The sequence below is a fragment of the Pseudomonas sp. GW456-12-10-14-LB2 genome, assembly GCF_002884345.1.
In the GTDB taxonomy this organism is placed as follows: Bacteria; Pseudomonadota; Gammaproteobacteria; order Pseudomonadales; family Pseudomonadaceae; genus Aquipseudomonas; species Aquipseudomonas paraglycinae.
The window spans coordinates 2,501-25,771 of sequence record NZ_POHV01000024.1 but is presented as its reverse complement, the minus strand read 5'-3'; the positions used below and the strand labels follow the sequence as shown (position 1 = coordinate 25,771).

At 60.1% G+C, this 23,271-nt stretch carries 24 protein-coding genes (1 of these 24 running past the window's edge); 14 read left to right on the top strand and 10 right to left on the bottom strand.

Going from position 1 to position 23,271, the window contains the following annotated elements:
- Positions 1 to 8 precede the first annotated feature (8 nt).
- The 5 genes from C1X29_RS17650 (at position 9) to trpE (ending at position 5,417) form a co-directional block, all read left to right on the top strand.
- Positions 9 to 833, top strand: a complete 825-nt coding sequence (locus tag C1X29_RS17650) for an ABC transporter permease (protein WP_085746581.1) — start codon at positions 9 to 11, stop codon at positions 831 to 833.
- Between the two features lie 281 nt (positions 834 to 1,114).
- Positions 1,115 to 2,263 carry an iron-containing alcohol dehydrogenase gene (locus C1X29_RS17645; RefSeq protein WP_085746580.1) on the top strand — a complete coding sequence of 383 codons (1,149 nt, stop codon included), beginning with the start codon at positions 1,115 to 1,117 and terminating at the stop codon, positions 2,261 to 2,263.
- 114 nt (positions 2,264 to 2,377) lie between these two features.
- The gene (rpe, locus tag C1X29_RS17640; protein ID WP_007918813.1) at positions 2,378 to 3,052 is read left to right on the top strand and encodes a ribulose-phosphate 3-epimerase; all 675 of its coding nucleotides are present in this window, start codon (positions 2,378 to 2,380) and stop codon (positions 3,050 to 3,052) included.
- On the top strand, positions 3,049 to 3,867 hold the full coding sequence (locus C1X29_RS17635) for a phosphoglycolate phosphatase (protein WP_039768095.1): 819 nt from the start codon (positions 3,049 to 3,051) through the stop codon (positions 3,865 to 3,867). The genes rpe and C1X29_RS17635 overlap by 4 nt, the downstream gene beginning before the upstream one ends.
- Positions 3,868 to 3,938: 71 nt before the next feature.
- Positions 3,939 to 5,417 (top strand): anthranilate synthase component I, encoded by a 1,479-nt coding sequence (gene trpE, locus C1X29_RS17630; protein WP_102717996.1) that lies wholly within the window; start codon positions 3,939 to 3,941, stop codon positions 5,415 to 5,417.
- A gap of 69 nt (positions 5,418 to 5,486) precedes the next feature.
- On the opposite strand, the gene estP is transcribed toward trpE, so the two are convergent.
- Complete coding sequence (estP, locus tag C1X29_RS17625) at positions 5,487 to 7,397, bottom strand: esterase EstP (RefSeq protein WP_102717995.1); 1,911 nt, start codon at positions 7,395 to 7,397, stop codon at positions 5,487 to 5,489.
- Positions 7,398 to 7,800: 403 nt separating this feature from the next.
- On the opposite strand from estP, the gene C1X29_RS17620 reads away from it, so the two are divergent.
- The 4 genes from C1X29_RS17620 to C1X29_RS17605 all read left to right on the top strand — a co-directional run bounded on the left by C1X29_RS17620 (position 7,801) and on the right by C1X29_RS17605 (position 11,080).
- Complete coding sequence (locus C1X29_RS17620; RefSeq protein ID WP_007956309.1) at positions 7,801 to 8,394, top strand: aminodeoxychorismate/anthranilate synthase component II; 594 nt, start codon at positions 7,801 to 7,803, stop codon at positions 8,392 to 8,394.
- Positions 8,395 to 8,403: 9 nt separating this feature from the next.
- Positions 8,404 to 9,453 carry an anthranilate phosphoribosyltransferase gene (gene trpD, locus C1X29_RS17615; protein WP_039768098.1) on the top strand — a complete coding sequence of 350 codons (1,050 nt, stop codon included), beginning with the start codon at positions 8,404 to 8,406 and terminating at the stop codon, positions 9,451 to 9,453.
- The gene (gene trpC / locus C1X29_RS17610; RefSeq protein ID WP_102717994.1) at positions 9,450 to 10,286 is read left to right on the top strand and encodes an indole-3-glycerol phosphate synthase TrpC; all 837 of its coding nucleotides are present in this window, start codon (positions 9,450 to 9,452) and stop codon (positions 10,284 to 10,286) included. The genes trpD and trpC overlap by 4 nt, the downstream gene beginning before the upstream one ends.
- A gap of 95 nt (positions 10,287 to 10,381) precedes the next feature.
- Entirely contained in the window at positions 10,382 to 11,080 is a 699-nt protein-coding gene (locus C1X29_RS17605; protein ID WP_011336191.1) for a lipoate--protein ligase family protein, read from the top strand.
- A 10-nt stretch (positions 11,081 to 11,090) separates the two neighbouring features.
- Here C1X29_RS17605 and crp read toward each other — a convergent pair whose 3' ends face one another.
- Complete coding sequence (gene crp, locus C1X29_RS17600) at positions 11,091 to 11,735, bottom strand: cAMP-activated global transcriptional regulator CRP (RefSeq protein WP_011336190.1); 645 nt, start codon at positions 11,733 to 11,735, stop codon at positions 11,091 to 11,093.
- A 236-nt stretch (positions 11,736 to 11,971) separates the two neighbouring features.
- Here crp and C1X29_RS17595 point away from each other — a divergent pair, with 236 nt between their 5' ends.
- Positions 11,972 to 12,394, top strand: a complete 423-nt coding sequence (locus tag C1X29_RS17595) for an OsmC family protein (protein ID WP_003228794.1) — start codon at positions 11,972 to 11,974, stop codon at positions 12,392 to 12,394.
- A gap of 237 nt (positions 12,395 to 12,631) precedes the next feature.
- Positions 12,632 to 13,426, top strand: a complete 795-nt coding sequence (gene speD, locus C1X29_RS17590) for an adenosylmethionine decarboxylase (RefSeq protein WP_007956315.1) — start codon at positions 12,632 to 12,634, stop codon at positions 13,424 to 13,426.
- Positions 13,427 to 13,488: 62 nt separating this feature from the next.
- Here the strand turns inward: speD and coq7 are convergent, their stop codons facing one another.
- From coq7 to hemJ, 6 genes are all read right to left on the bottom strand, one after another.
- Positions 13,489 to 14,136, bottom strand: a complete 648-nt coding sequence (gene coq7, locus C1X29_RS17585) for a 2-polyprenyl-3-methyl-6-methoxy-1,4-benzoquinone monooxygenase (protein ID WP_007956317.1) — start codon at positions 14,134 to 14,136, stop codon at positions 13,489 to 13,491.
- Positions 14,137 to 14,243: 107 nt separating this feature from the next.
- Positions 14,244 to 14,582, bottom strand: coding sequence for a histidine triad nucleotide-binding protein (locus C1X29_RS17580; protein ID WP_007956318.1), 339 nt, complete (start codon positions 14,580 to 14,582; stop codon positions 14,244 to 14,246).
- Positions 14,583 to 14,662: 80 nt separating this feature from the next.
- A complete protein-coding gene (locus C1X29_RS17575; RefSeq protein WP_007956321.1) occupies positions 14,663 to 15,451 on the bottom strand; it encodes an SDR family oxidoreductase in 789 nt (262 codons plus the stop codon).
- Between the two features lie 61 nt (positions 15,452 to 15,512).
- Positions 15,513 to 16,463, bottom strand: a complete 951-nt coding sequence (locus C1X29_RS17570; protein ID WP_102717993.1) for a DUF805 domain-containing protein — start codon at positions 16,461 to 16,463, stop codon at positions 15,513 to 15,515.
- A 70-nt stretch (positions 16,464 to 16,533) separates the two neighbouring features.
- Positions 16,534 to 17,502, bottom strand: coding sequence for a nitronate monooxygenase family protein (locus tag C1X29_RS17565; protein ID WP_085646872.1), 969 nt, complete (start codon positions 17,500 to 17,502; stop codon positions 16,534 to 16,536).
- 33 nt (positions 17,503 to 17,535) lie between these two features.
- Positions 17,536 to 17,964: a protoporphyrinogen oxidase HemJ gene (gene hemJ, locus C1X29_RS17560; RefSeq protein WP_007956328.1), complete on the bottom strand. Its 429-nt coding sequence runs from the start codon at positions 17,962 to 17,964 to the stop codon at positions 17,536 to 17,538.
- A gap of 135 nt (positions 17,965 to 18,099) precedes the next feature.
- Between hemJ and argC the strand changes: the two genes are divergently transcribed.
- Positions 18,100 to 19,134, top strand: a complete 1,035-nt coding sequence (argC, locus tag C1X29_RS17555) for an N-acetyl-gamma-glutamyl-phosphate reductase (RefSeq protein ID WP_011336183.1) — start codon at positions 18,100 to 18,102, stop codon at positions 19,132 to 19,134.
- A gap of 168 nt (positions 19,135 to 19,302) precedes the next feature.
- Positions 19,303 to 19,653 (top strand): iron-sulfur cluster insertion protein ErpA, encoded by a 351-nt coding sequence (erpA, locus tag C1X29_RS17550; RefSeq protein WP_003228776.1) that lies wholly within the window; start codon positions 19,303 to 19,305, stop codon positions 19,651 to 19,653.
- Positions 19,654 to 19,725: 72 nt separating this feature from the next.
- Here the strand turns inward: erpA and C1X29_RS17545 are convergent, their stop codons facing one another.
- Together C1X29_RS17545 and C1X29_RS17540 are read right to left on the bottom strand one after the other, a co-directional pair.
- Positions 19,726 to 20,817, bottom strand: coding sequence for an anhydro-N-acetylmuramic acid kinase (locus C1X29_RS17545; protein WP_085746573.1), 1,092 nt, complete (start codon positions 20,815 to 20,817; stop codon positions 19,726 to 19,728).
- Between the two features lie 3 nt (positions 20,818 to 20,820).
- Positions 20,821 to 22,245 (bottom strand): peptidoglycan DD-metalloendopeptidase family protein, encoded by a 1,425-nt coding sequence (locus tag C1X29_RS17540; RefSeq protein ID WP_102685677.1) that lies wholly within the window; start codon positions 22,243 to 22,245, stop codon positions 20,821 to 20,823.
- A gap of 210 nt (positions 22,246 to 22,455) precedes the next feature.
- Between C1X29_RS17540 and tyrS the strand changes: the two genes are divergently transcribed.
- Positions 22,456 to 23,271, top strand: partial view of a tyrosine--tRNA ligase gene (tyrS, locus tag C1X29_RS17530; protein ID WP_011336180.1) — the 5' portion only. Its footprint extends 384 nt past the window's final position; the window shows 816 of its 1,200 coding nt (coding positions 1-816); it begins with the start codon at positions 22,456 to 22,458; the stop codon falls past the right edge of the window.

The window sequence follows — 23,271 nt, the reverse complement described above, 5'->3', positions numbered from 1 at the left end:
AATTTGAAATGCTGAGTCCTTATATGTCGCCCGTCGAGCGGGTGTGGTTCTACAGCTTGCGGATCCTCTGCGGCTTGATCCTGTTGTTTCTGATCCTGCCGGTGCTGGTGATCGTGCCGCTGTCGTTCAACTCGGGCAGTTTTCTGGTGTACCCGCTGCAAGGCTTTTCGCTGCACTGGTACCAGGACTTCTTCGCCTCGGCGGAATGGATGCGCGCGTTGAAGAACAGCATCATCGTCGCCCCGGCCGCGACCGTGCTGGCGATGGTGTTCGGCACGCTGGCGGCCATCGGCCTGACCCGTGGCGACTTCCCCGGCAAGCCGCTGGTGATGGCGCTGGTGATTTCACCGATGGTGGTGCCGGTGGTGATCATCGGCGTGGCCAGTTACCTGTTCTTCGCGCCGCTGGGGCTGGGCAACAGTTTCTTTTCGCTGATCGTGGTGCACGCGGTGTTGGGTGTACCGTTCGTGATCATCACGGTGTCGGCGACGTTGCAGGGATTCAACCATAACTTGGTGCGGGCGGCGGCCAGCCTGGGCGCCTCGCCACTGACTACGTTCCGTCGGGTGACCTTGCCGCTGATTGCGCCGGGGGTGATTTCCGGGGCGCTGTTTGCCTTTGCGACCTCGTTCGATGAAGTGGTGGTGACACTGTTCCTCGCAGGTCCCGAGCAGGCGACGTTGCCTCGGCAGATGTTCAGCGGGATTCGCGAGAATCTGAGCCCGACGATTGCGGCGGCTGCAACGCTACTGATTGCCTTCTCGGTGATTCTGCTGCTGACGCTGGAGTGGTTGCGTGGGCGGAGTGAGAAACTGCGTACTGCTCAGATTTAGTGTTCGGCTCAAGAGCCACCCCTCACCCCAACCCTCTCCCCAATGGGGAAAGGGGGAAAGGGAGCCGATCTCTATGCTTTTCAAAATTTGAGTTCAACTCGGTAATTCAGGTCAATGGATGGCGAAAGTTCACCACGGTCAGTCCCCTCTCCCTCCGGGAGAGGGTTAGGGTGAGGGCGCTCTTGTTCCTGCTTCAGTCATTCACACCCTGAATACCAGACAACCCGAATTCCCCAGCTACGCTTGTGCTCAGCTCCCACATCTATAAGAGGCTGCGCACGATGAGTCTTTCCTCGTTCAAGATCGCTCACAAACTGATCACCGGCGCCGGGGCCATCGAGCAACTGGCGGCCGAGCTCACCCGACTGGATATCGACAACCCGCTGATCGTTACCGATGCCGCGCTGGTCAAGTCCGGCACGGTAGAGCTGGCGCTGGCGCAGATCGGCGAGCGTGAATATGAAATCTTCGACCGCGTGTTGCCCGATCCGGAAATCGCCATCGTCGAGGATTGCATGCGTGTCTACCGCGAAGGCGGGCATGACGGGCTGATCGGCCTCGGTGGCGGCAGTGCCATCGACATCGCCAAGAGCGTCGCGGCTTACGCCGGTTATCACGGTGCACTGGAGGATCTGTTCGGCGTCGATCAGGTCCCGCGCAAAGGCCCGCCGCTGATCGCCATCCCGACCACGGCCGGCACCGGTTCCGAAGTGACCAACGTCGCCATCCTCTCGGACAAGGTCGCCCAACTGAAGAAAGGCATCGTCAGCGATTACCTGTTGCCGGACGTGGCGCTGGTCAGTCCGCAGATGACCCTGACCTGCCCGCGCAGTGTCACCGCCGCCAGTGGCGTCGATGCGCTGGTGCATGCCATCGAATCCTATCTGTCACTGAATGCCTCGCCGATCACCGATTCGCTGGCCATCGGCGCGATCAAGTTGATCGCCCGGTCATTGCCCAAGGCCTACGCCAACCCGTCCAACCTGCAGGCCCGGGAAGACATGGCCACCGCCAGCCTGATGGCCGGCATGGCGTTTGGCAATGCCGGGGTCGGCGCGGTGCATGCGCTGGCGTATCCGCTGGGCGGGCGCTTCAACATTGCTCACGGGGTCAGCAATGCGCTGTTGCTGCCGTATGTCATGACCTGGAACAAGATGGCCTGCGTCGAACGGATGCAGGATATCGCCGAAGCCATGGGGGTGAAGACCGCTCATCTGAGTCTCAATGAAGCGGCCGATAGCGCCGTCGCGGCGATGACCGAACTGTGCGCAGTGGTGGAAATTCCGCTGGGCTTGCGCAGTTTCGGGGTGCCCGAAGAGGCGATCCCGGCCATGGCCGTAGAGGCCGCAGGCATCGAGCGCCTGATGCGCAACAACCCGCGCAAGCTCAGCGCCGCCGACATCGAGAAGATCTACCGGGCGGCGTACTGAGAACCCGCCGGTCATCGGTCATGGCACAACCCAATCATCGCGGTCACGGTGCGCGCGCGGAAACTTGAGGTATACAATGCGCGCCATCGTGATTTAGCTCAGAAAAGGTGCGTCATGCAGCCCTTCGTTATTGCTCCGTCGATTCTCTCCGCCGACTTCGCCCGCCTGGGCGAGGAAGTGGACAACGTTCTGGCCGCCGGTGCCGACTTCGTTCACTTCGATGTCATGGACAACCACTATGTGCCGAACCTGACCATCGGCCCGATGGTCTGCGCCGCGCTGCGCAAGTACGGCGTGACCGCGCCGATCGACGCGCACCTGATGGTCAGCCCGGTGGATCGCATCGTCGGCGACTTCATCGAGGCCGGCGCCACCTACATCACCTTCCACCCGGAAGCCACGCTGCACGTCGATCGTTCGCTGCAACTGATCCGTGAAGGCGGCTGCAAATCCGGCCTGGTGTTCAACCCGGCGACCCCGCTGGACGTGCTCAAGTACGTGATCGACAAGGTCGACATGGTCTTGCTGATGAGCGTCAACCCGGGCTTCGGCGGGCAGAAATTCATCCCCGGCACCCTCGACAAGCTGCGCGAAGCGCGCGCAATCATCGACGCCTCGGGCCGTGACATCCGCCTGGAAATCGACGGCGGCGTCAACGTCAACAACATCCGTGAAATCGCTGCCGCCGGCGCCGACACCTTCGTGGCCGGCTCGGCGATCTTCAATGCGCCGAACTATCAGGAAGTCATCGACAAGATGCGTTCCGAACTGGCGCTGGCTCGCCCATGAGCGGTTTTGAGCAGCTGTTCCCGGGGCAACTGCCGCGGTTGGTGATGTTCGATCTGGATGGCACGCTGATCGATTCGGTACCCGACCTGGCGGCGGCTGTGGATAACATGCTGCTCTCCCTCGGGCGCAAGCCTGCCGGTATCGAGTCGGTGCGCGAATGGGTCGGCAACGGTGCGCCGGTGCTGGTGCGCCGCGCGTTGGCCGGCGGCATCGATCATTCCGCCGTGGATGACGTCGAAGCCGAGCATGCGCTGGAGGTGTTCATGGAAGCCTACGGCGCCAGCCATGAGCTGACCGTGGTCTATCCCGGCGTGCGCGACACCCTGAAATGGCTGCACAAGCAGGGCGTGGCCATGGCGCTGATCACCAACAAGCCGGAGCGCTTCGTCGCGCCGCTGCTGGATCAGATGAAGATCGGCCGCTACTTCAAGTGGATCATCGGCGGCGACACCCTGCCGCAGAAGAAGCCTGACCCGGCGGCGCTGTTCTTTGTCATGAAGATGTCCGGTATCCCGGCCTCGCAATCGCTGTTCGTCGGCGATTCGCGCAGCGACGTGCTGGCGGCGAAAGCGGCGGGGGTCAAATGCGTAGGGCTGAGTTATGGCTACAACCATGGCCGGCCGATTGCCGAGGAATCCCCGGCGCTGGTGATCGACGATCTGCGCAAGCTAATTCCCGGTTGCCTGGATACGGCCGCTGAGATAACGTTGCCCGACGCTTCTCAATCCCCTTCTGGAAACGCCATCGTGGTGGTCACCCGCAAACTCTGGATGAAAGTCATCAAGGCCCTGGCCCGCTGGCGTTGGCGCGCCTGACTTGTTCCTGGCCGGCCTGCCGGCGCGTTTGCACACCTGACTGATTTGCCCCTCACACCACGAGGCACCCTATGATCCGCGAAGAATTCCTGCGTCTGGCCGCTGACGGCTATAACCGCATTCCGCTGGCCTGCGAAACCCTGGCCGACTTCGACACCCCGCTGTCGATCTACCTGAAACTGGCCGACCAGCCCAACTCCTACCTGCTCGAATCGGTGCAGGGCGGCGAGAAATGGGGCCGTTACTCGATCATCGGCCTGCCGTGCCGCACCGTGCTGCGAGTTCACGATCATCACGTGAGCATCACCGTCGATGGTGTCGAGACCGAAAGCCATGACGTTGAAGACCCGCTGGCCTTCGTCGAAACCTTCAAGGCCCGCTACAACGTGCCGACCATTGCCGGTCTGCCGCGCTTCAACGGCGGTCTGGTGGGGTACTTCGGTTACGACTGCGTACGTTATGTAGAAAAGCGCCTCGGCAAATGCCCGAACCCGGATCCGCTGGGTGTGCCGGATATTCTGCTGATGGTCTCCGATGCGGTGGTGGTGTTCGACAACCTCGCCGGCAAGATGCACGCGATCGTGCTGGCCGACCCGGCGCAGTCCGATGCCTACGAGCAGGGCCAGGCGCAATTGCAGCAACTGCTGGAAAAACTGCGTCAGCCGATCACCCCGCGTCGTGGCCTGGATTTCAGCAAGCAGCAGGCGGCCGAGCCGGTGTTCCGCTCCAGTTTCACCCAGGATGACTACGAAAAAGCCGTCGACACCATCAAGGAATACATCCTCGCCGGTGACTGCATGCAGGTCGTGCCGTCCCAGCGCATGTCGATCGACTTCAAGGCGGCGCCGATCGATCTGTACCGCGCACTGCGTTGCTTCAACCCGACGCCGTACATGTACTTTTTCAACTTCGGCGACTTCCATGTTGTCGGCAGTTCGCCGGAAGTGCTGGTGCGGGTCGAAGACAACCTGATCACCGTGCGCCCGATTGCCGGCACCCGTCCTCGCGGGGCTAACGAAGAGGCGGATGTGGCACTGGAAGAAGACCTGCTGTCCGACGACAAGGAAATCGCCGAGCACCTGATGCTGATCGACCTCGGTCGCAACGACACCGGACGCGTTTCGGAAATCGGCTCGGTGAAACTCACCGAGAAGATGGTCATCGAGCGTTATTCCAACGTGATGCACATCGTGTCCAACGTCACCGGTCAGTTGAAAGCCGGGCTGACAGCGATGGACGCGCTGCGGGCGATCCTGCCGGCGGGCACCTTGTCCGGCGCGCCGAAGATCCGTGCGATGGAAATCATCGACGAGCTGGAACCGGTCAAGCGTGGCGTATATGGCGGCGCGGTCGGGTACTTCGCCTGGAACGGCAACATGGACACCGCGATTGCGATCCGTACCGCAGTGATCAAGAACGGCGAACTGCACGTGCAAGCGGGTGGCGGCATCGTCGCTGACTCGGTGCCGGCGCTGGAATGGGAAGAAACCATCAACAAGCGCCGGGCGATGTTCCGCGCTGTTGCGCTCGCCGAGCAAACCCCGGACTGAGTGATTGATGCTTCAGCTATAAAAAAACGCGGCGCCTGTGAGGGCGCCGCGTTTTTTATGGCCTGCGAATCAGAAGTCGAGCGCTACGCCGACGTTGATCCCTTGCTGGGTGAAGTCGTCATCCTTGCGGATGTCGTAGCTCGCGCGCAATGCCAGATCCTTGGTGAGGTTGTGGCTCACGCCCAGGTTCAGGCGGTTCAGGTTGGTTTGAGGGGCGTAGCCGGCCAGGGTGTAGCGGTTGTTCGGCAGGCTGTTGAGGTTCATCGTCACATTCTGGGTGTCGTCATTGTACTCGCGCTCATGAGCCAGTTCGCCGAACACCTGGGTCTGCGAGGTGATCTGGTACTTGCCCTGGATCCCGAGACCGAGACGCCGGGAAATGCGCGACTGGTCATCGAACGTCAGGGCGGTGGAGTCGGCGCCGTTTTCCGAGTAACCATCGACTTCAACCTTGGCGAAATCGGCGCTGACGAACGGCGACAGGTGCCATGGGCTGCTCGCTTCTGGCGCAATGTCGTAACCCACGCGTCCGCTGAAAGCCAGAACATAGCCGTCGGTATCGCCTTTCTCGCCGCGTTCGTTGACCCCCAGCTGGAATTTGCGTTTGAGGCTGTCGTAATCCAGATGACCGGCGGTCACGGCTGCATCACCCCACCAGCGGTTCTGCTGGTACTGGGCGAACGCGGTGCCCAGATAAGTGTTCAGCTTGTAGTCCGAGTCGTTGTCGCCGGCCTCGAGTTTCTGATTGTAGAAACCGGCCGCCACGCCCATGCGCCAGGCGTCGTTGAGACGGTAGCTGCCGCCGATGTTCAGGTTGTAACCGTTGCCGTCTGCGCTGGCGCCGCTGCGCTGGCTGTCGAAATCCTGATGCTGGCCGCCACCGGCGACAATCGCCCGCCATTGGCCAACGGCCTGCCAGTTTTCCCAATCTGCCAGCCACTGGTTGCGCAGTTCATCCTGATGCGAGCGCAAGGTGCCTTGGGCCATTTGCGGCAACAGGGTCGCTTCCCATGGCGCGGCCAGCAACGAGTAGGCGTAATCGGCAATCAGGCGCTGCCCGGCTTCGGTCGGGTGGACGGCATCGTTGTAGATCAGCTTGGTCGGATCCGGGGTGGCGCTGTTGATGCCATACCGGGCGTTTTCCGTGCAGCTGTTGCCGCTGAAGCAGGTGCCGACCAGATTCTGGTCGGTCGCCAGGCCGAACTGCGCCGGATTGGCGAATGCCTCTTTGAGCAGAACCGGGACGTTCAGTGGGATGACGTTGGCATTGACGCTCTGCAACTGGCTGACCAGTTCGGTGTTGAACTGGGCGCTGAGTTGCGAGGTGAAGGCTTGTAGCGGCGAGCCGTTGATGGCCGGAGTCAGGCCGATGTCCGGCAACAGCCAGACCATAATGTAGCGGGCGCCGGCGCCTTGCAGCGTGCGGACGCTGTCGACCAGTCGATCGGCGGCGGCATTAGCCTGCGGAAGACTGGTGACGCGGCCCTGTAGGAAATCGTTACCGCCCCCGGTCAGGTAATACAGGGCATTCGGGTCCGCGCGGAAGCCGTTCGATGGCAGGTAACCGGCGCGGGTGCGTTCGCCGGTGGCGGACTGGCTGGTGATCGAGTCGAGAATCTGGTCGGTGCGGTAGCCGCCGACAGCCCAGTTGTTACCGTCCGGCTGGCCTTGGCCGGCACGAACTGCCGAGGACGAGGAGGCGGTTTGATCCGGTGTGAAGCCGAGTCGGCCACCGAGCAGTTGCGTCGAGTTCAGCGAGCGGAGTTCACCGCTGCCGTCCAGATACACCGGGCCGGTGCGGTTGGTGTAGCGCTGCGTGGCGCCGGCCGGGCCGCCGCTGTCAGTGAAAGTCCCGGCATCGCTCAGGCTGTCGCCGAAAACCACGAAATTCGAATAAGGATTGGGTGCGGCGTTCGCCTGGGCGCAGGCCATCGCGAGCAGGCATCCGGCGAGCGGTACAAACAACGTCTGTTTGATCATGAGCTAGTCCGTTTATTTATTGTTGTAGTGAACGAAACGACAGTACCAAAAACTTCCGGCGTTTTGCCATCGGTCGTCAAGCCTCCCATTGTTTTATCCCCCACGGCCCCGGCCATATTGCACGCTCCGCCCAGCTAAGTTACTGTGCCGAAACGTATGAACGAGACCTTCCCCGTGTTGATCACCAGCAAACTTCTGGATCAAGTCATCAAGGCACACGCCCGCTGGCGTTGGCGCGCCTGAATCTTTTCTGCCGGCCCCGCCGGATCTGTATCGCTTTGCCTTCCTTGCCCGTTTGAAATGCCGCTGTGCCGATGCGACCTGCGCGTCCGGCAGTGTGCAGCGCCCTGGCAAGTCATCCGAAGGCTGTCTTCAAGTCAGAATTCAAGAGGTTCGAAACGCCATGTTGCTGATGATCGACAACTACGACTCCTTTACTTACAACGTTGTGCAATACCTCGGCGAGCTGGGTGCCGAGGTCAAGGTGGTGCGCAACGACGAACTGACCATTGCCGAAATCGAAGCGCTCAACCCTGAGCGGATCGTCGTATCCCCTGGCCCGTGCACACCGACCGAAGCCGGCATCTCCATCGAAGCCATCAAGCACTTCGCCGGCAAACTGCCGATCCTCGGCGTCTGCCTCGGTCACCAGTCCATCGGCCAGGCTTTTGGCGGCGATGTCGTCCGCGCCCGGCAAGTGATGCACGGTAAGACTAGCCCGGTATTCCACGAGGACAAGGGCGTGTTTGCCGGTCTGAACCGTCCGCTGACCGTCACCCGCTATCATTCCCTGATCGTCAAACACGAAACGTTGCCCGATTGCCTGGAGCTGACGGCGTGGACCCAGCACGATGACGGTTCGGTCGACGAAATCATGGGCCTGCGTCACAAGACCCTGAACATCGAGGGCGTACAGTTCCACCCGGAATCGATCCTCACCGAACAGGGCCATGAACTGTTTGCCAACTTCCTCAAACAAACCGGCGGCACGCGCTAAGGACTTTCCATGAATATCAAGACAGCCCTGAGCCGTATCGTCGATCACCTCGACCTCAGCACCGATGAAATGCGCGACGTGATGCGCGAAATCATGACCGGCCAATGCACGGACGCGCAGATCGGCGCGTTCATGATGGCCATGCGCATGAAGAGCGAGAGCATCGACGAGATCGTCGGCGCCGTGTCGGTGATGCGCGAGCTGGCGGACAAGGTCGAACTCAAGACCCTCGACGGCGTGGTCGATGTGGTCGGCACCGGCGGTGACGGGGCAAACATTTTCAACGTGTCGACCGCGTCTTCCTTTGTGGTCGCCGCAGCTGGCTGCACCGTGGCCAAACACGGTAACCGTGCAGTGTCGGGCAAGAGCGGCAGTGCCGACTTGCTGGAAGCCGCCGGCATCTACCTCAACCTGACCCCGGTTCAGGTGGCGCGCTGCATCGATAACGTCGGCATCGGCTTCATGTTTGCCCAGACTCACCACAAAGCCATGAAATACGCCGCCGGCCCGCGTCGCGATCTCGGCCTGCGTACCCTGTTCAACATGCTCGGCCCGCTTACGAATCCGGCCGGTGTGAAGCATCAGGTGGTGGGCGTGTTCACCCCGGCGCTGTGCCGGCCGTTGGCTGAAGTCTTGCAGCGTCTGGGCAGCAAGCACGTGCTGGTGGTGCATTCGAAGGACGGTTTGGACGAGTTCAGTCTGGCGGCGCCGACCTTTGTCGCCGAGCTGAAGGACGATCAGATCACCGAATATTGGGTCGAGCCGGAAGATCTGGGCATGAAGAGCCAGAGCCTGCACGGCCTGTCGGTCGAAGGCCCGGAAGCGTCGCTGGCGCTGATCCGCGATGCACTCGGCAAGCGCAAGACCGAGAACGGCCAGAAGGCTGCCGAAATGATCGTGCTCAATGCCGGTGCGGCGCTGTACGCCGCCGACCTGGCGACAAGTCTGAAAGAGGGCGTGGCACTGGCCCACGACGCTCTGCACACCGGTCTTGCTCGGGAGAAACTCGAGGAGTTGGGTGCCTTTACCGCGGTATTCAAAGTGGAGAATGAGGGATGAGTGTACCGACGGTTCTGGAAAACATTCTGGCCCGCAAGGTTCAGGAAGTCGCCGAGCGTAGTGCTCGTGTGAGCCTGAGCGAGCTGGAAAGTCTGGCCAAGGCGGCCGATGCACCCCGTGGTTTTGCCCAGGCATTGCTGGCGCAGGCCAAGAAGAAACAACCGGCAGTGATCGCCGAAATCAAGAAGACGTCGCCGAGCAAGGGCGTGATCCGCGAGAACTTCGTTCCTGCCGACATCGCCAAAAGCTACGAGAAGGGCGGGGCGACCTGCCTGTCGGTGCTGACCGACATCGACTACTTCCAGGGCGCCGATGCCTACCTGCAACAGGCCCGCGCGGCCTGCTCGCTGCCGGTGATCCGCAAGGACTTCATGATCGATCCGTACCAGATCGTCGAGGCCCGTGCCTTGGGCGCCGATTGCGTGCTGCTGATCGTCTCCGCACTGGATGACGTGAAAATGGCGGAACTGGCGTCGGTCGCCAAAGACGTCGGCCTCGATGTGCTGGTGGAAGTGCACGACGGCGATGAGCTGGAGCGCGCGCTGAAAACCCTCGACACGCCGCTGGTCGGGGTCAACAACCGCAACCTGCACACTTTTGACGTCAGCCTGGAAACCACCCTCGACCTGCTGCCGCGCATTCCGCGCGATCGTCTGGTCATCACCGAGAGCGGCATCCTCAACCGTGCCGATGTCGAACTGATGGAAATCAGCGATGTTTACGCGTTCCTGGTCGGCGAAGCATTCATGCGCGCCGAAAGCCCGGGCATCGAACTGCAGCGTCTGTTTTTCCCTGAGCGCGGCGTTCCGGTGAGCGGTTCGACCCTCGACTGATCAAGTCTTCGCAGGCGCCCGTCCACTGTGGGAGCGGGCTTGCCCGCGAAGGCGGCATAAGATTCACCTCAGACTCAACGTCCTATGGAAACCTTATGATCCCCACTTCCCTGACCATCGAAGCCGGCCTGCAAGCCGAACAGGATCTGCTGGCCTCGGTCTGCGCTGGTGATGCCGAATTTGGCTTGCTGTTCTGGCAACCCAGCGATCGCGCTTTGGTCATGCCACGCCGTTTGAATCGCTTGCCCGGATTCGATCACGCCTGCGAAGTCTCCGCTGCTGCCGGCTGGCCGGTGTTGCTGCGTGAGACCGGCGGCGAACCTGTTCCGCAATCGGCGTCGACCATCAACATTGCGCTTGTCTACGCGCCGCCTCGCAGCGAAGGCGATCTGAACCGCATCGAAACCGGTTACCGGCGGCTGTGCGATCCGATCTGTGAGTTGCTGGATGAGTTGGGTGGCACTTCGTCGCTGGGTGAAATCGACGGTGCGTTCTGCGACGGTCGCTTCAACGTCAATCTCGACGGTCGCAAGATGGTCGGCACCGCTCAGCGCTGGCGCCAGAGTCAGGGTGGTCAGCGTCCGGTGGGGTTGGTGCACGGGGCGATGCTGGTGGATGACGAACGTGAGTCGATGGTCGCGGCGGTCAACCGCTTCAACGAAGCGTGTGGTCTGGAGCAGCGGGTCCGTGCCGCCAGCCACATCGCTTTGCATGAGAAATTCCCGGCGCCCCATGCACTGGCGCGTCTCGATGAACTCTTTCGTTTGATGCTGGCGCAGATCTACGCCGGCTGAATTTTGGCACTCAGCGAGTGCCGAAGACCACCATGGTCTTGCCTTTCACATCCACCAGGTTGCGTTCCTCAAGATCCTTGAGCACGCGACCGACCATCTCTCGCGAACAACCGACAATCCGGCCGATTTCCTGACGGGTCACTTTGATCTGCATGCCGTCCGGGTGAGTCATGGCGTCCGGTTGTTTGCACAGTTCCAGCAGGCAGCGAGCGACACGACCGGTGACGTCGAAGAACGCCAGGTCGCCAACCTTGCGTGTGGTGTTGCGCAGACGTTGTGCGATTTGTCCGCTGAGCACGTAAAGAATGTCTGGATCCTGCTGCGACAATTCGCGGAACTTGGCGTAGCTGATTTCCGCGACTTCGCATTCGACCTTGGCCCGCACCCAGGCGCTGCGCTGCTGTTCCTGGCCGGCCTCTTCGAAAAGGCCCAGCTCGCCGAAGAAGTCCCCGGCATTCAGGTACGCGATGATCATCTCGCGGCCGTCGTCGTCCTCGATCAGGATCGTGACCGAACCGCGGATGATGAAGTACAGCGTGTCGGAGCGATCCCCGGCGCAGATGATGTTGCTCTTGGCCGCGTGACGGCGGCGCTGGCAATGCATCAGCAGCTTGTCGAGGTTCTTGATTTTGGGTGTGGGGGTAATACCAACCATGGTTGTATCCCGAAAAGACTGCACGGTTATATTTGGTTTTTATATGAGGCGCTGAGACGGTCGCTACACAGTCTGGCGAAGGCGCCAGTGAATTGGCGCCAGCTTACCAGACACTTCGTCGAAATTTCGAGAAATCACCTACGTTAAAGGTGCATTCGTCCCAGGAACATGCTCGCTGTCCAGGCGGGACCTTGTGCTAAGCTGGCGACCCTTTTTTCTACAGTGGAGTCTTGGCGATGAAGGCACGCATCCAATGGGCTGGCGAAGCCATGTTCCTCGGCGAATCCGGCAGCGGTCATGTCGTGGTCATGGACGGTCCGCCGGACGCCGGTGGTCGTAACCTGGGTGTCCGCCCGATGGAAATGCTCCTGCTGGGTGTTGGTGGTTGCAGCAACTTCGACGTGGTCAGCATTTTGAAGAAGTCCCGTCAGGCCGTTGAAAGCTGCGAAGCCTTTCTGGAAGCCGAGCGCGCGACCGAAGATCCGAAAGTGTTCACCAAGATCCACATGCACTTCGTGGTCAAGGGCCGTGGCCTGAAAGAAGCCCAGGTCAAACGCGCCATCGAACTGTCTGCCGAGAAGTATTGCTCGGCCTCGATCATGCTCGGCGCAGCTGGCGTAGCGATCACCCACGACTACGAAATCGTTGAACTCGGCTGAGCCGACATTCAACTATCATAAAAGCAGTGCAGACTCTGGCGATCCCCCGCTGACGTCTGCATAATGCGCCACTTTTTTCAGGGCCGTGATCAGTCAGCCGACGGGTCATCCGCCTGAACAGATAACCAAAATCGCCATCGCGAAGAGGTGTTAACCGTCCTACGCAGGTGCGTTGTTCGCACTTGACGGGCATGCTTGATCACGCGGCCGTGCCGCATACATAGAGAGTTTTTAACGGTGAAAAGCAAACTCAAGCTCCACGGGTTCAATAACCTGACAAAGACCTTGAGCTTCAACATCTATGACATCTGCTACGCGGAAACCCCGCAAGACCAGCAGGCTTACGTCGAGTACATCAATCAAGAGTACAACGCCGAACGCCTGACGCAGATCCTCACGGAAGTTGTCGAAATCATTGGTGCCAACATTCTGAACATTGCGAGTCAGAACTATGAGCCTCAGGGTGCCAGCGTCACGATTCTGATTTCGGAAGAGCCGGTGACCCCGACCGAAAGCCAGATCGAAGAATCCCCGGGCCCGTTGCCCGAAATCATCCTGGCCCACCTCGACAAGAGCCACATCACGGTGCACACCTACCCGGAAATCCATCCGGACGCCGGTATTGCGACTTTCCGTGTGGACATCGATGTGTCGACCTGTGGTGTCATTTCACCGCTCAAAGCGCTCAACTTCCTCATTCACCAGTTCGATTCGGACATCGTGACCGTGGATTACCGTGTGCGCGGCTTCACCCGTGACGTTGAAGGCAACAAGCATTTCATCGATCACGAGATCAACTCGATCCAGAACTACCTCTCCGAAGATACCCGCGACGCGTACCAGATGACCGACGTGAACGTGTATCAGGAAAACCTGTTCCACACCAAAATGCTGCTGAAGAACTTCGAACTGGACAACTACCTGTTCGGCGATGCCACCAGCAATCTGTCTTCCGAGCAACGTGCTCAGGTGACCGAGCGTGTGAAACACGAAATGCTGGAAATCTTCTACGCGCGCAATATGCCGAGCTAAGAAATCCGGGCACAAAAAAAAGGCGACTGCTTTGCGGCAGTCGCCTTTTTTGTGGGCGTTTTTCAGATCCGGTAAGTGCTCTTGGTCATCACTTTGGCCAACAGGCTCATGCCGAACTTCACCGGAGCCGGGAAGCGGAAACCGCCGGCCTCCAGTGCACTTTCCGCGTGATGTTCTTCATCGATACGCATCTGCTCCAGAATCGCCCGGGATTTTTCGTCCTCGGCCGGCAGTTGCTCCAGATGCTCGTTCAGATGCTTGCACACCTGATGCTCGGTGGCGGCAACAAATCCGAGGCTGACCTTGTCGCTGATCAGCCCGGCGACTGCGCCGATGCCGAACGACATACCGTAGAACAGTGGGTTGAGCACGCTGGTGTGGCTGCCCAGCTGGTGAATGCGCTGTTCGCACCAGACCAGATGATCGATCTCTTCTTCGGCCGCATGCTCCATGGCCTCGCGCACCTGCGGCAGCTTGGCGGTCAGCGCCTGGCCTTGATACAACGCCTGGGCGCAGACTTCACCTGTGTGGTTGATGCGCATCAGGCCGGCGACGTGGCGGGTGTCTTCATCGCTCATCTGCACATCGGGCTGCACGATTGCCGGCGACGGACGGTACGGCTGGCCGCTGAAGGGCAGCAAGGTACGCATCGCGGCATCGGCTTGCAGCAGAAGACGATCAATGGGCGAGTAGTGACGTTGGGTAGTCATGCTGACCTCCGGGAAGAATCTCGGCGGCCAGTTTAACCGAATCGGCCGGGGAAGGTTTGCGCTGGGTCATGTGGGAGCAGGGCGCTCCCACCGATCTGCGGGTTCAATCAGCCCGGCGGCCAGTTCATCTGGCGTTGACCGAGTACGTGCATGTGAATGTGGTAGACCGTCTGCCCGCCCATTTCATTGCAGTTCATCACCACCCGGAAGCCTTCCTCGCAACCCAGTTCCAGCGCCAGACGCTGGGCGGTGAACAGGATATGCCCGGCCAGTGCCTTGTCGTCTTCGGTCAGGTCGTTGAGGGTGCGTACCGGTTTCTTCGGGATTACCAGAAAATGCACCGGTGCCTGTGGGGCGATGTCGTGGAACGCCAGAACCTGGTCGTCCTCGTAGATGATCTTCGCCGGGATTTCCCGGTTGATGATCTTGGTGAACAGAGTATCCACAGCTGTTTTCTCCGTTGTGTGAGCTGGGCTGAGTGTACCCACGGAGGATCACCACGCCCAGCCATTTGCCTGTCGGCCCTTCAGCGAGGGCAGTAAGCTTTGTTGACCATGCCGACGATGGTGCGGTTGAGCCAGCGCGAACCGAGCCGAGGCAGAAAGGCGAACCAGCGGTTTCGGCGTCCGGGAATGATGATCGCGCGGTTTTTCTCCAGGGCGCGCACGGTATACAGCGCGACCTCCTCGGGACTCATCAGCAGTTTGCTGGCGTTGAGTTTGTCGTTGTTCAGTTGTGCGGTTCTGAAGAACGCGGTGCGGGTCGGGCCGGGGCAGAGCACCGACACCTTGACCGCACACTTCTTCAGTTCCACCCGCAGTGCTTCCGAGAAATGCAGTACATACGCCTTGCTGGCGTAGTAGGTGCTCATCCACGGCCCGGGGTTGAAGGCTGCCACCGACGCGACGTTGAGAATCTGCCCGCCGCCCTGCAACGCCATGCTGTTGCCGATGGCATGGCAAAGGCGGGTAAGGGCGAGGATGTTCACTTCGATCAGGTCCTGTTCGGTCATCCAGTCCTGGGCCAGGAACGGGCCGCAAGTACCGATGCCGGCGCAATTGACCAACAGATCGATTTGGCGATCGCCTTCTTCAAGCTCCAGCAGAAAACCGGACAGGCGCAGCGGCTCGCCAAGATCACAGGCGCGGAACAGCACTTCCACGCCGAAGCGCTGGGTCAGTTCAATCGCAATGCTTTCCAGCTGATCACGCTGGCGAGCCACCAGAATCAGGCTGCGGCCACGGCGCGCCAGGGCTTCGGCCATGGCCAGGCCAATGCCGCTGGAGGCGCCGGTGATCAGAGCGTAACGGGTCATGCAAATCTCCATCGCAACAGCGCCGCGCCGTGGACGCAGGTGTCACGGCGGGGAGCGTTGTTCATTCTTTCGCAGAGTCTACAGGGGCGAGGGCGGCTTCGGCTGCATCGTCTGCCGAATTCGCGGCGGGTTCGACTTCGACATCGATTTCATCGGTGGTCACCGAGCCGCTCTCGTAGCTGCTTTCAAGACTGCTTTCGTATTCCTGCTGGATGGCGGTAATCCCGCCCAGCATGCCGCCCATGAAAAACAGCCCGATAAACACGATCCACAAAGAGCACAGCACTTTGACTGCCGTGCTGTTCGGCGGAGGCGGTGGGCCATAGCGATTGGCGCCGGTATTGCCCGGCACGACCATGATCACCAGCGGGAAGAAGCTCCCCACGAACGGCACCAGCGTCAGCAGCCAGAGCCAACCCGACCAGCCGATATCGTGCAGGCGCTGAATGCTGAACAGGATCCCGACAATCGCGAAGGCCAGAAACAGGAAGAAGGCGAGGAGACCGCCGATGATTAGGCCGGTCGTCGAGTCGGCGCTCACCAGGCCCAGACCGATCAGCGCGAACACGCTGACAATTGGCAGGGCTACCAGGCTCAACACCATCGACCATGCCAGGTAACGCAAGCGGCCGATCCGGCCTTCAACGCTGAACGGTTTGAGAGGTGCGAATGCCGGCAGGTTTTCACCGACGGCGGCGCGAGGCGGCGCATAAGGCGAATCGGGTTCGGTGACGGCGGCGCTTTGCTCGTGGACATCCGACAGGTTCAGTTCGATGGGCGTTTCGGTTTCGATCCGGGCATCGATTCCGGTCTTGCCCAGCGCTTGTAGATAAGTCTGCGCATCGCTGTGCGACAGATCACGCTTGAGCGCGACGGTGCGGCCATTGAACAGGCGCTCGATGGCGGCGACATCGCTTTTGAACAGGTCGGCCAGGTTGAGCTTGGCCGTGGTGATATCGACGCCGGGCTGGAGCGCGCCGTCGAAAACGATCTTGTAACGGGGTTCGCTCATGGCCCAGGCATCCTTGTCGCGAGATAAATTGAGTCTAAGGCCAGTCAGACAGCGACTGGACGGGTTTCATTCAACGTGGCCAGCGTTTCGGCAATTGTGCTGCGTGCTCCAGGGCCTGGCGGTATTCGGCATCGAGACGCGCCACCAGTTGATCCACGCTTGGCAGATCGTCGATCTGGCCTACGCCCTGACCCGCCGACCACACGGTTTTCCAGGCCTTGGCTTCGTCGTTGATCGGCTTGAGCTTGTCGCCGAAATTCACTTCGCCCTTGCCTTGCAGGGCGGCCATGTCGAAACCGGCGGCCTCCAGGCTTTGGCGCATGAAACTGGCCGGTACACCGGACACGGCAGGAGTATGAATGATGTCGGCGGCTTTGGCAGTCAGCAGCATCTCCTTGTAAGCGTCAGGCGCATGACTTTCAGTGGTGCCGATAAATCGCGTGCCGAAGTAGGCCAGATCCGCGCCGAGCAGTTGTGCGGCGAGAATCTCATGCCCATGGTTCAAACATCCTGCAAGCAACAGGGTCTTGTCGAAGAACTCGCGGATTTCGGCGATCAGCGAAAACGGACTCCAGGTGCCGGCGTGTCCACCGGCACCGGCTGCGACGGCGATCAAGCCATCGACACCGGCCTCGGCGGCTTTCTCGGCATGGCGACGGGTCGTTACGTCATGGAAGACCAGGCCGCCGTAACTGTGCACGGCGTCTACCAGTTCCTTCACGGCACCGAGACTGGTGATGACGATGGGGACTTTGTGCTCGACGCAGATGTCCAGGTCAGCCTGCAGGCGCGGGTTGCTGTGGTGGACGATCAGGTTCACCGCGTACGGCGCCGGGTTCTCCAATGTCGCCAGCCCCGCTTCGATCTGCTCCAGCCAGGCCTTGAACCCGCTGCTTTCGCGTTGGTTCAGTGCCGGGAAGCTGCCAACCACGCCGTTGCGACAGCACGCCAGCACCAGTTCAGGATTGGAGATAAGGAACATCGGCGCCGCCACTACGGGCAGGCGCAGACGTTGTTCGAGCAGAGCGGGCAGCGACATCGGAAGTACCCCGGAAAGTTGTATTTGTTGAAGTTAGAACGGCTTGACCACGACCAGAATTACGATAGCCAGCAATATCAGAACCGGCACTTCATTGAACCAGCGATAAAAGACATGGCTGCGGGTGTTCTCGCCACGGGCGAAACGTTTTACCTGCGCGCCGCACATGTGGTGGTAACCGATCAACAGCACGACCAGGGTCAATTTGGCGTGGATCCAGCCACCGCTGCTGAAGATGCTCGGGTTCAGGTAGATCAGCCAGCCGCCGAAGATCAGCGCGGCGATCATCGCCGGGCCCATGATGCCGCGATAGAGCTTGCGCTCCATGATGCTGAAGCGTTCCTTGCTGATCGTATCTTCACTTTGCGCGTGATAAACGAACAGTCGCGGCAGATAGAACAGCCCGGCAAACCAGCACACGATGCTGACGATATGAAGCGCTTTGATCCACAGATAGAGCATTTTTGGTTATTCCCTAATTCACGGTAGGCCGGATAGTAGAGGCTTGAGCGTCCGCACGTCACCTTGGCGGTTGTCGCAGAGGCGCGCGGCCCCTATTATCGACGGCTTTCCAGTGGGTTCGTTGAGGGCAGGTTTATGGTCAAGGTCGGTATCGTCGGCGGCACCGGTTACACCGGTGTCGAACTGCTGCGTCTGTTGGCACAGCATCCGCAGGCAGAAGTGGTAGTGATCACTTCCCGATCCGAGGCCGGTCTGGCCGTGGCTGATATGTACCCGAACCTGCGCGGTCACTACGATGGTCTGGCATTCAGCGTGCCGGACATCAAGACGCTGGGCGCTTGCGACGTGGTGTTCTTCGCCACTCCGCACGGCGTTGCCCACGCACTGGCAGGCGAATTGCTGGCGGCCGGCACCAAGGTCATCGACCTGTCGGCAGACTTCCGTCTGCAGGACGCCGATGAGTGGGCCAAGTGGTACGGCCAGCCGCACGGCGCGCCGGAGTTGCTGGACGAGGCGGTTTACGGTCTGCCGGAAGTCAATCGTGAGCAGATCAGGAAAGCACGTCTGATCGCGGTGCCGGGTTGCTACCCGACCGCGACGCAGCTGGGTTTCCTGCCGTTGCTTGAAGCGGGTATTGCCGACGCTTCGCACCTGATCGCCGACTGCAAGTCCGGTGTCAGCGGTGCCGGTCGTGGCGCTGCCGTAGGCTCGCTGTACTCCGAGACGTCGGAAAGCATGAAGGCTTATGCGGTGAAAGGTCACCGCCATCTGCCGGAAATTCGTCAGGGGCTGCGTCGTGCGGCGGGCAAGGATGTCGGTCTGACGTTCGTGCCGCACCTGACGCCGATGATCCGTGGCATTCACTCCACGCTCTACGCGACCGTGGTGGATCGCTCGGTGGATCTGCAGGCGTTGTTCGAGAAGCGTTATGCCAATGAGCCGTTCGTCGACGTGATGCCGGCTGGTAGCCATCCAGAAACCCGTAGTGTGCGTGGCGCCAACGTCTGCCGCATCGCGGTTCACCGCCCGCAGGATGGTGATCTGGTGGTAGTGCTCTCGGTGATCGACAACCTGGTCAAGGGCGCGTCGGGTCAGGCGGTGCAGAACATGAACATTCTGTTCGGGCTGGATGAGCGTTTGGGCCTGTCCCACGCCGGCATGCTGCCGTAACGACTGATCTGGCTTGGCAAAAAGGCCCGTTTGACGGGCCTTTTTGCATTCTGGTCGGCTGATCAGCTTTATTGATATACCGTAACAATAGTTGACCGATTTTCTAGGACAAGCGGATAATGCGCGTCATCACGCATTATGGCGGCGTAACGCCGGGAGATAGTCAGCATGAGCGTCGAATCCTTCACCCCCACGGCTTTGCAATTCACTCAAGGTGCCGCGCACAAGGTGAAGAGCCTGGTCGATGAAGAGGGGAATGATCGCTTGAAGCTGCGCGTATTCGTTACGGGCGGCGGTTGTTCAGGGTTTCAGTACGGCTTCACCTTCGATGAAGATGTGGCCGAGGACGACACCATCGTCGAGCGCGAAGGCGTCAGTCTGGTGGTCGATCCGATGAGCTTCCAGTATCTGGCGGGTGCCGAGGTGGATTATCAGGAAGGTCTGGAAGGTTCGCGTTTCGTGATCAAGAACCCGAATGCCACCACCACTTGTGGTTGCGGCTCCTCGTTCTCGATCTGATCGCGCTTCAACGTACACAATAAAACGCCGCAGAACCTCACGGTTCTGCGGCGTTTTGTTATCTGCGATTTGTCAGTTGGGGTAGATGGCGCCGAGCACGCGCAAGCCTTTGGCGCCGGTGACGCTCGGGCGATTGGCGGCGATGCCCTCCAGACAGCAGTGGGCCAGCCAGGCGAAGGCCATGGCCTCGACCCAGTCCGGATCGACGCCGTGGGTCGCGGTACTGGCGACTTTGGCGTTGGGTAGCAGGTCGGCCAAGCGCTTCATCAGCGTGGCGTTGTGGGCACCGCCCCCGCAGACCAAGATCTCTTCGGTATTCGATTGAGCGCTTTGCAGCGATTCGACGATTGTCAGCGCCGTCAGTTCGAGCAGTGTTGCCTGTACGTTTTCGGGTGCGAAACCGGGCAGGCGCGACAGTTGCTGCTCCAGCCAAGGCAAGTTGAAGACTTCGCGACCGGTGCTCTTCGGGCCTTGTGTCACGAAAAACGGATCGCTGAGCAGGGCTTTCAGCAGGGTAGGCTCAACCTTCCCGCTGGCTGCCCACTGCCCGTTTCGGTCGAAGTTCTCGCCCCGTTGCTGATGAATCCAGGCGTCCATCAGCACATTCCCCGGCCCGCAGTCGAAACCGGCTACAGGCTTGTTCGGCTCAATCAGACTGAGATTGCTGAAACCGCCGACATTCAGGACCGCGCGGTTGCCGGTACGCTCTTCGAATAACGCTTCATGGAAGGCCGGAACCAAAGGGGCGCCCTGGCCGCCAGCGGCCACATCGCGACTGCGGAAATCGCTGACGACGGTGATACCGGTCAGTTCAGTGAGCAGGGCGGGGTTGCCGATCTGTACGGTGAAACCACGCGCCGGCTCGTGGCGAATAGTCTGGCCGTGGCTGCCGATTGCGCGAATGGCTTCAGGCTTGAGCTGTTGCCGTTCGAGAAGGGTATGGATCCCTTGCGCGGCGAGCTTCACCCAGTTCTGCTGGGCAATCGCCGAACGGGCGATCTCGTCAGGGCCGCTGGCGCACAAGCCAAGCAGCTCGGCGCGCAGGGTTTCAGGCATGGGGATGTAGTGCGTGGCGATCAGGTTGATCGCCGAGGATTGCTCGATCAGGGCGATGTCCAGCCCGTCGAGACTGGTGCCGGACATCACTCCGATATAAAGAGCCATGGCTTAACGCTTGCTCGAAGCCAGCATGGTGGCTTTTTCCTGGTCCATGCGAGCCATCAACGGCTGGCTCTGTGCCAGGAAGCGGGCGCGTTCGGATTTGGCGATCGGGTCGGCCATCGGCAGCTTCTGGCCCAGTGGATCGACGTGGACACCGTTGACCTGGAACTCATAGTGCAGGTGCGGGCCGGTGGACAGGCCGGTGGTGCCGATGTAACCGATCACCTGGCCCTGTTTGACGGTGCCGCCGGTCTTCACGCCCTTGGCGAAGCCCTGCATGTGGCCATACAGCGTACGGTAAGTGTTGCCGTGCTGGATGATCACGGTGTTGCCGTAACCGCCGCGACGGCCGGCCAGCAGCACTTTGCCGTCGCCGGCAGCCTTGATCGGCGTACCGCGTGGAGCGGCATAGTCGACGCCTTTGTGGGCGCGGATCTTGTTGAGGATCGGGTGTTTGCGCCCCATGGAGAATTTCGAGCTGATGCGGGCGAAGTCCACCGGTGTACGGATGAACGCCTTGCGCATGCTGTTGCCATCGGCGGTGTAGTAGCTGCTGTTGCCCTGCTTGTTGGTGTAACGCACGGCAGTGTAAGTCTTGCCGCGGTTGGTGAAACGGGCGGACAGGATCGGACCGTTGCCAACGGCTTTGCCATTGACCACTTTCTGTTCATAGATGACATCGAACTCGTCGCCCTGACGGATATCCTGAGCGAAGTCGACGTCGTAGCCAAACACGCTGGCCATATCCATGGTCAGGCTGTGGGACAGGCCTGCGCGGGCGGCGGACTGCGACAGCGAGCTGTTGATCACACCGTGCACGTAGGCGGTGCGAACAGTCGGTTTGGCGGTAACGCGGTTGAACACATAACCCTTGTCGTTCTTGGTCAGGGTGATGGTTTCAACGTCGCTGACCTTGCTGTGCAGGTTGGTCAGCTGGCCTTGTGGGTTCAATTCGAATTCGAGTTTCTGGCCATGTTTGAGCTGGCTGAACTGCTTGGCTTGTTTGTCGCTGGCCAGCACTTCATGCACAGCCGCGGCCGGGAGACCGACTTTCTCGAACAGTGTAGAAAGCGTATCGCCCTTGGAGACGATCACTTCCCTGTGATTTGGGGCCTTCTTTTCTTCAGCTACCGGTGTCGGCGCTGGTGCGGCCTGAGCGGTTTCCTGCGTCTCTTCGGCGCTGTTTTCGATCTGCGCGAAAGGAGAGGCTACGGATTCGTTTGTGGCTTGAGCCGCCTCGGCAGCGTCTTGATCTTGTGTCAGTTGTTCAGCAGGACTTTCCAGTTCAAGGCTCAGCGTTGTCTTTTTGGCTTCAACATCACTGGATGGAAACACCAGGAGCGCCAGGCTGAGAAGGGCGGCGATCCCACTCGCGGCGAGCAGGTGGGTCTTCGGGTAAAGCGGTGGCGCTTTAGACGGTTCAGTGGTCATAAGTAATTTGACTTTGAAAAAGATGAATTGGAAAAGATGAATGACATGATGAAGATGAAATAACTGTATAAAATATAACCAAATCATCCCTGAAGCAAGTCTGCGGACGCCCTGTCTGTGGATTGGCGTCCGTGCGCCGGGCAAAACTTGTATTTGGTGCGCGATCTTGTATGGTTGGTTCCCTTTGAATCTGAGCCTTGCGGGTCTGTTATGAAGTCGGTTGAAGAGCAGCTAGCGCTGATTAAACGTGGTGCGGAAGAACTGTTGGTCGAGTCCGAGCTGATCGAAAAGCTCAAACGTGGCCAGCCGCTGCGAATCAAGGCCGGCTTCGATCCAACTGCGCCGGATCTGCACCTTGGTCACACTGTGCTTATTAATAAGCTGCGCCAGTTCCAGGAACTGGGGCATCAGGTGATCTTCCTTATTGGTGATTTCACCGGAATGATCGGTGATCCGAGCGGCAAGAGCGCCACACGTCCTCCGTTGACCCGTGAGCAGGTTCTGGAAAACGCCGAGACCTACAAGACTCAGGTGTTCAAGATTCTTGATCCGGCGAAAACCGAAGTCGCGTTCAACTCCACCTGGATGGATCAGATGGGGCCTGCGGACTTTATTCGTCTGACTTCGCAATACACCGTTGCCCGTATGCTCGAGCGTGACGACTTCGACAAGCGCTACACCACCAATCAGCCGATCGCCATTCACGAGTTCCTCTATCCGCTGGTGCAGGGTTATGACTCGGTTGCTTTGCGCGCTGATGTGGAGCTGGGTGGTACCGATCAGAAGTTCAACCTGCTGATGGGGCGTGAGCTGCAGCGTGGTTATGGTCAGGAGGCGCAGTGCATCCTGACGATGCCGCTGCTTGAAGGTCTGGATGGCGTGAAGAAAATGTCCAAGTCGTTGGGCAACTACGTCGGTATTCAGGAAGCGCCAGGTGTCATGTATAGCAAACTGGTTTCGATTCCCGATGCGTTGATGTGGCGCTACTTCGAGTTGCTCAGCTTCCGTTCGATGGATGAGATCAAT

Coding starts and splice junctions, on each gene's coding strand:
- C1X29_RS17545 (WP_085746573.1), bottom strand. CDS start 20,817: ATGGCTCTTTATATCGGAGTGATGTCCGGCACCAGTCTCGACGGGCTG.
- trpE (WP_102717996.1), top strand. CDS start 3,939: ATGATCCGCGAAGAATTCCTGCGTCTGGCCGCTGACGGCTATAACCGC.
- C1X29_RS17570 (WP_102717993.1), bottom strand. CDS start 16,463: ATGAGCGAACCCCGTTACAAGATCGTTTTCGACGGCGCGCTCCAGCCC.
- coq7 (WP_007956317.1), bottom strand. CDS start 14,136: ATGACTACCCAACGTCACTACTCGCCCATTGATCGTCTTCTGCTGCAA.
- trpD (WP_039768098.1), top strand. CDS start 8,404: ATGAATATCAAGACAGCCCTGAGCCGTATCGTCGATCACCTCGACCTC.
- erpA (WP_003228776.1), top strand. CDS start 19,303: ATGAGCGTCGAATCCTTCACCCCCACGGCTTTGCAATTCACTCAAGGT.
- C1X29_RS17620 (WP_007956309.1), top strand. CDS start 7,801: ATGTTGCTGATGATCGACAACTACGACTCCTTTACTTACAACGTTGTG.
- crp (WP_011336190.1), bottom strand. CDS start 11,735: ATGGTTGGTATTACCCCCACACCCAAAATCAAGAACCTCGACAAGCTG.
- C1X29_RS17575 (WP_007956321.1), bottom strand. CDS start 15,451: ATGACCCGTTACGCTCTGATCACCGGCGCCTCCAGCGGCATTGGCCTG.
- C1X29_RS17635 (WP_039768095.1), top strand. CDS start 3,049: ATGAGCGGTTTTGAGCAGCTGTTCCCGGGGCAACTGCCGCGGTTGGTG.
- hemJ (WP_007956328.1), bottom strand. CDS start 17,964: ATGCTCTATCTGTGGATCAAAGCGCTTCATATCGTCAGCATCGTGTGC.
- C1X29_RS17540 (WP_102685677.1), bottom strand. CDS start 22,245: ATGACCACTGAACCGTCTAAAGCGCCACCGCTTTACCCGAAGACCCAC.
- C1X29_RS17565 (WP_085646872.1), bottom strand. CDS start 17,502: ATGTCGCTGCCCGCTCTGCTCGAACAACGTCTGCGCCTGCCCGTAGTG.
- trpC (WP_102717994.1), top strand. CDS start 9,450: ATGAGTGTACCGACGGTTCTGGAAAACATTCTGGCCCGCAAGGTTCAG.
- estP (WP_102717995.1), bottom strand. CDS start 7,397: ATGATCAAACAGACGTTGTTTGTACCGCTCGCCGGATGCCTGCTCGCG.
- argC (WP_011336183.1), top strand. CDS start 18,100: ATGGTCAAGGTCGGTATCGTCGGCGGCACCGGTTACACCGGTGTCGAA.
- C1X29_RS17595 (WP_003228794.1), top strand. CDS start 11,972: ATGAAGGCACGCATCCAATGGGCTGGCGAAGCCATGTTCCTCGGCGAA.
- C1X29_RS17650 (WP_085746581.1), top strand. CDS start 9: ATGCTGAGTCCTTATATGTCGCCCGTCGAGCGGGTGTGGTTCTACAGC.
- C1X29_RS17605 (WP_011336191.1), top strand. CDS start 10,382: ATGATCCCCACTTCCCTGACCATCGAAGCCGGCCTGCAAGCCGAACAG.
- rpe (WP_007918813.1), top strand. CDS start 2,378: ATGCAGCCCTTCGTTATTGCTCCGTCGATTCTCTCCGCCGACTTCGCC.
- C1X29_RS17645 (WP_085746580.1), top strand. CDS start 1,115: ATGAGTCTTTCCTCGTTCAAGATCGCTCACAAACTGATCACCGGCGCC.